Origin of the sequence: Pseudovibrio sp. POLY-S9 (assembly GCF_001431305.1) — a bacterium.
Classification (GTDB): Bacteria; Pseudomonadota; Alphaproteobacteria; order Rhizobiales; family Stappiaceae; genus Pseudovibrio.
On record NZ_LCWX01000003.1, the window covers coordinates 1 to 209 of the forward strand.

Consider the following 209-nt stretch of genomic DNA (forward strand, 5'->3'; position numbering starts at 1 on the left):
TGCACAGAACCGGCGAACTGGTCAGATGACAGTGTTTCTTCCGGGAAGAGGCTTACATCGCGATCAGTTGCAATGTTGTACCATGTACCGGCAACACCTCCGCGCAGTTTGACGTTGTCGATCGGATTGGCACTGGCGTAGCCGCCGACACTGTAGCTGTCACTGTCAGATGATGCATCGATGGAACTGATGTCGATGGATGTTCTGCC

General features: G+C 53.6%; 1 protein-coding gene. It reads right to left on the reverse strand.

Annotated elements, in window-relative coordinates:
* Positions 1-209, reverse strand: a 209-nt coding sequence (locus PPL9_RS00055; RefSeq protein ID WP_152986546.1) for an autotransporter domain-containing protein, incomplete at both ends; no start/stop codon positions are given.